This window comes from Delftia sp. RIT313, from assembly GCF_000632165.1.
GTDB lineage: Bacteria > Pseudomonadota > Gammaproteobacteria > Burkholderiales > Burkholderiaceae_C > Comamonas > Comamonas acidovorans.
The window spans coordinates 1-6,275 of record NZ_JFYT01000004.1 but is presented as its reverse complement, the minus strand read 5'-3'; the positions used below and the strand labels follow the sequence as shown (position 1 = coordinate 6,275).

Genomic DNA, 6,275 nt, shown 5'->3' with positions numbered 1-6,275 from the left:
AGGTGGTTGTCCTGGTAGACCACGTTTTCGATGAGGCCGGAAGCCAGCTTGGTCTTCTGGGTGAGCTTTTCGGTGAGTCGGTTGCCGGCCAGGTCGTAGGTGTAGCTGCTGAGCTGGCCCAGGTAGTTGTCCTTGATTTCAATGAGCTGGCCGGCGCCGTCGTAGCGGTAGTCCAGGCTCTTGCGCTGGATGTTGTTCTGGGTGCTGCCTTCATGGGTGAGCTGGCCCGCCTGGTTGTAGGTGTACTGATACTTGATGCGCGCTGCGCCTCCCATCTGGTCGTCGTTGCGCTCGGTCAGATGGCCGAAGATGTCGTAGCGCCAGTCTTGGCTCATGGAGCTGGCGTCGGTGAAGCCGATCTTGCGGCCCAGTGCGTCGTAGCGGTAATAGCTGGTATTGCCCAGCGCGCTCAGCGGCACCGTCGTGTCGCGCTTGTCCAGCGAGTGCACGGTCTTGGCCAGTTCCTGTCCACTCAGCGTCACATTGCCTGCCAGGTCGTAGCGGTAGCGCGTGGCTTCGTTGTTTCCATTGACGACACGCACCTTGCGGCCGGCTTCGTCGTACTGGACGGTTTCCAGGATGGTGTAGGTGATGGGGCCGGTCATGGTCACGCCATTGGCGCCATGGTCACTGCGGTCCGGTGCCCATTGACCGGGCTGGTTGCCTATGCCCTGGACCTCGAAGCGCGAGATGGCCCGGCCAAGCTCTGTCTGCGTCAGACGCGAGAGCTTGTCGTAGCGGTAGTTCGTGACCACGGTGCGCGTGTCGGTCATGCGCTCGGCTGCGCTGACCTTGTCACCGAAGGTGTTGTAGCTGAGGTCTATGCGCCCGCCGTCGGCCTTGCGCTCCTGCACCACGTTGCCGGCCAGATCGCGGACCTGGGCGTTGAGGTTGCCGTTGGCATCGCGCACGCCGACCTGGCGGCCCAGGGCGTCGTAGTAGATGCGCGTGGTGGCGTAGTCTGCCGGACCATCGAAGCTGCTCAGTTGTGTCTGGGAAATGAGCTGGTTGCTGGCGTTGTAGGTGAAGCTGGTCTTGAACAGGGTCTGCCCTGCCTGTACGCGCGGGTCATCCACCAGGGTGAGGTTGCCCCAGCGATCGTATTCACGGTTGGTGACGGCGCGGTTGCTGAGGTTGAAGGGTGTGCCTGCCTTGGCGCGGATCTGCGGGGTGTACGCCTGTGTGGTGTCGCGTTGCACGACGGCCGAGCTGGCACCTGAACCGGGCACAGTGATGGTGACCTCGGAGCGCGCAATGTAGGCAGCGCGCTGCGCCGTGGCCGGGTACTGGATTTCGACGGTAATTCGGTAGGTCGTGTTGGGATTGAGCGCATCCAGCACGATGCCTTGCAATGCCGCACCGCCCTGGAACTGGGCGCGGCCGTCTCCCTGGCTCCAGATGGTGGGCGTGCCTCCCGGCATGCCGGGAACGGCGCTGACCTTGACGCGGGCTCCGGCTTCGGGCGTGCTCCAGTGCAGCATGTTGTAGGTCTGGCCGTCGATGTTGGCCTGACTGTTGCCCACGCCCGCAACGTTGGCAGTGGCGGCCATGCGCGTGTCGAGCAGGTAGTACGAGGTGATCTCGTGCTCCTGAGTGGAAGTCAGGTAATCGCCCTGGCTCTGGTTGCCCACGGAGTTGCCGTCATACACGGCATACAGCGGTGTTGTGCCCTCCAGCGGGACCTTGGAAATGTAGCCATCGAATTGGTAGGCATTCTGGTACCAGGTGGTGGGCGACCACTGGAAGCCGGCAGCCGGCTTGGTGCTGAGCGTGACGTAGGAGCCGATGTCCTGCGACCGCGCAGTCAGGCGGTATACGCTCTGGCCGCCGTAGGTGTACTGGTAAAGGCGGCTGTTGTTCGCTGTGGCCGTGGTTTCCACATAGCCCAGGATGCCGTCGCTGGTGACGGCGCCCGAGGAGATCATTCCCTGGAAGGCTGCGATGACCGATGGGTCCGCCGTGGTCAGGTGATGGTCATTGCCCTGGTAGGGGAAGTAGAAGCGGTACAGCGGTGTACGGCCGGGGCCGGGAGTGCTCCACACATATCCGACGACGCCCAGGTTCTTGACATTGTTGTTCTGGCTGACGGGGGAGGCTGAGGTATTGGTCACTCCCGGGCTGGCCGGTACGTTGAGCGTGCCGGTAGAGCGCATGCGCTCGCCGGTGGCGCTGTTGACCATGACCACTTCATATTCGAAGTTGCCTGCGCCCATGTTCAACGGCGTGCCCTGCATGCCTATGCCCATGTCGCGCGTGCGTCCGTCGCCGTAGGCGAACAGTCCATTGCCCTCTGTACGCGAGGTCCATCCGCCGTTGCTGCCCTGGGAACGGTAGCGGAACTCCACGCTCCAGCCCGAGGCGGGCTTGGGCCACTGCAGCACGCGGTAGGCCGAGCCATCGATGATGGCGTTGCCCTGGTTCACGCCAGCCACGGCGGGCAGGCTGTCGGTATCGGGGTAGCCCGCGCCATAAATGGAGAAGGTGCCCGAGCCCACATCGCGGGTCATTTGCGCATTGGTGTTGCGCACGCGGTACTCGTAGCCGCCCGGAGCCAGTCCCAGAGCGCCCACCTCAAAGCTGTGCGCGGATCCAAACGAGTTCTGGATGGTGGTGGGGGCCGTGGCCCAGGCATCGTTGCTGCCATAGCGGCGGTACTCCAGGGCGGTCTTGCTGACCAGGTCCTGGGGGTAGCTGACTTCGATGCTCAGGCCCGTGGACGCGCCGAACATCTGCACCTGGCGCAGGTTGGGCTGGTTGTCTTTAATCTGTTGCAAGCCGAGGAGGGCGCTGCGATCGCTCTCGGACGTGGTGTAGATGCCATTGCCCTGGGCGCTGTCGTTGTTCTGCAGGCGGTACAGTTTGGTCAGCCCCTGGTTCGCGGCTTCCATATCGGAAATCGAGGGGCTGGCCACGTAGCCTTCGAGGCCCTGGTACTGCCAGGAGCCACCGGTCGGCGTAGCGCCGTTCGTGTACTGCGACATCTCTGGCGCGCCGACCTTGGTCCAGCGGTACAAGGGCACCCAGCCTGGTTTTGGGTCCTTGCTCACATAGCCGGTGATTCCCTCGTCGAGCCAACCATTGGCGGCGTTGAGCAGACGTTCGCGCTCGGTCAGGCTGGTGCTGAAGAAGTGCGTGGCGGTATAGCGGTTGTAGTAACGGTAGATGGGGATGCGCCCGTCGCCTGCCTCGTTCCAGAGGTAGCCGGGGCTGGGGGCCGTCGTCCAGTTCAGCGACGATGTCTGGGTGGCCTGGGTGTTGGCCACGTCATAGATGGATACCCATTTTCCGTACACATCCAGCTTTTCGACCTTGACGCGGGAGACTGCGCCCACGCCAGGTGCGCCTGGGTTTTCATTGACCCATTTGAGGCTGTAGCCTTCCACGGCCGCCTCGGCGGGAACGATGACGGTCTTGGTCTGGTTGCGCAGGCTGGTGACGTTGTAGCTGTCGCCATCCGGGTTGGTCTGCGTGAACGGACGCGTGTCATAGGTGAGCGTGATGCGCACATCACCGCTGCCCAGATCTTCCAGCGAGCGCCAGACCAGATCCACCTGGTTGTATGGCTTGCGCTGGTAGTTGGCGGGCACATTCTGGATGTCCACCTCGCTTTGCGTGATGACCCCATACAGCATGTTCTGCCGCGTGGAGATGCTCATCGGCTGCTCGGTCGCGCGCTCGGGCGCCAGAGTCTGCACCAGCCGGCCCAGCGCGTCGTAGCGCATGTCCGTGCGCCGGAACTGTGCCTTGTTCGCGGCCTGGGCGTTCAAGGCCGATTGCGTGTCCTGATAGGCGGTCTTCAGGTCCAGGCCTTCCGATACGAGTTGAGCGGTCTGCCGTCCCTGCAGGTCGTATGCCAGGACCTTGTAGACGCCGTCGCCCGCATTGGTGCGCCAGACACGGCCCGCATTGTCGTATTCGTAGGCTTCCTCGCCCTGCAGCGCCTGGCCGTCGTCCAGTACGCGTTTCTTGGTGACCTCGCCAAAGGCGTTGTAGCTCAGTTCGGTGTCGCTGACAGTCAGCGTACCCAGGCTGACGCTTTCAGACGGTGCAAAGGAATGGGTCTGGCGGCCCAGCACGTCGTACTCATAGGCACGCCAGATCGTGCCCCAGCGGCTGTAGCCATTGGCCTCGGTGATGGTGACGGTCTGCCACTCCTTGGCCAGCCGGCCCTGCGCATCGTAGGAGTAATAGCGGCTGGCTCCGGTGGCATCGTTGATCTGGGTGGTATGACCCTGGGCGTCGAATTTCGCATAGGTCACGCGGTCATTGACAGAGAGGGCCTTGGAATAGCTTTGCGCATCGGCTGCAACGCTTGCGCCGGTGGCGTACTGGGTGGTGATCAGCACGTTGCCGTGCGCATCGCGTTGGAATTCTGTCAACGGGTTGACGGGATTGGCACCCGCTCCCGTGGCCGCAACACCCAGGTTCACGGTTGGCGTGATGGTGGCGCGCACGCGCCCGAGGACATCGTAGAAGTTGTAGGTGATCCCGCCCAGCGCATCGGTGCTGCGCGTGAGGTTGCCCAGCGCGTCATAGTTGTACGAGGTGGTGAGGTCGGACGTCTTGTCGTACAGCACGTCGCCTTGTTGCTGCGCGCCGGCGTTGACGCCGGTGTGCGCCACGCCGCGCCGTGTCTCTGCGGTCTTGCGGCCCAGCAGGTCGTAGCTGTAGTCGGTGACACGGTCTCCCATCGTCGTGCTGGGAGTGGCCGATGCCAAAGCGCCGGTCTTGGCGTACTCGACCTGCCTGATCAGGTTGCCCATGGCGTCGTAGGCCATGCTAGTTATGTAGCCCAGCGCATCGGTGGTGGCCACGCGCCGGCCCAGCTTGTCGTAGCCGTAGCTGGTGACGGCGTTGCGCGCATTGCCCAGGTTGACTGTGGTCGATGCCAGGTCGCCGAAGGCGTTGTAGGTGTGGGTGGTGCTCCTGCGGCCGCTGGCAGTCTCTCCTGTCTGGCTGTCGTAGTTGAAGACCAGGGGCTCCTGCACGGTGAGCGTGCGGCCCATCTTGTCGTAGCTGGTGAGGATTTCGCGGTTGGCGGGGTGGTTGGCTTGCACGCTCTGGCGCACGGCGGCATCGGCCAGGGCCGTGCCGGCCGGCGAGGGCAGGGCGATGGCCTGGGCGTGGCGCACCAGGCGCTCGGTCTCGCCCCAGGCGTTGCGCGTGTAGCCGGTGACGAAGCCAGCGGCGTCCACGTCGAAGCTGACACGGCCTGCGCGGTCATAGCTCTTGTAGCTCCAAGCTTCCTTGACACCCGGGATGCCCATGGCGCGGCTGGCCACGGCGTTGCCCAGCGCGTCGTAGCGGGTTTCGCTGCTGGCCTGCTGCAAGGTCTCGACCCGATTGGCTTCCCCGTTGCGGCCGTTGGCGATGCGTTCGGCTGGTGTTTCCTGCACGTAGGTACCTACAGGCGGGAACAGTGTCTTGACTTGGCGCCCCACCTTGTCGTACTCGTAGCGCGTGGTGCGCTGCTCTGGCCGGCCCAGGGCCTCGGTCCGAGAGGTGAGGTTGCCGAAGCTGTCGTAGGTAAGCTGCGTGACGACTCGCGACGGGCCTGTGTTGCCCAGGTCCAGAGTCAAGGAGGTCGGTGCACTGCCAGGAGACTGCAATGCCACAAGGTCCACCGCCGGCGAAGTCTCGCGCACCATGCGGCCCGCCGGGTCATAGTCGTAGTTCCAGGTGGCACCAGCCTTGTTGGTAAAGCTGGTTTTCTGCCCCAGGGCGTTGTAGCTGTAGCTTTCGCGGTTGCCCAGTGCATCCGTGGTGCTGGCCAGACGGCCTGCGCCGTCGTAGCTGTAGCGGGTGTGGCGGTCCTGGGCCGAGGTCGTACCGTTGCTGGCTGCGTATTCGACGGTATGCACGAGCTGGCCCGTGCCGTCGTATTCGCGTGCGGTCACGAAGCCGTTGGCATCGACCAAGCGCACGGTACGGCCGGCGCCGTCGAGCACTTGCACGCTGGTCCGGTCCTGACTGGCGCTGGCCTGCACCATGCCCAGCACTCGGGCCAAGGTGATATCTGCGAGAGCCAGGCTCGCGATGTTGGCGGTGGTCGCGTAGGTCGTGATGGTGACGGCGTGCAACTGGCCGCCAGCCGCGGTTCCCGGCGCAGCGGGTCCACCTGCGTTCACCTTGCCATAGCCGATCTGGCGCACAGCGCCCATGGCGTCCACTTCCAGCACCTGGCGGTTGGCCTTGTCGTAGGCCAGGGTGGTTGTGCGGTCGACTGCGGCGGTGCGCAGGTAATTGCCGATGTTGCTGCGGTCGTAGTTGGTGAT

Annotated in this window: 1 protein-coding gene; it reads right to left on the bottom strand. The window is 64.1% G+C overall.

Features of this window, described 5'->3' with window-relative positions; all coding sequences use genetic code 11:
- The coding region (locus BW39_RS02560; protein ID WP_043819550.1) for a hypothetical protein at positions 1-6,275 on the bottom strand (6,275 nt) is incomplete at both ends.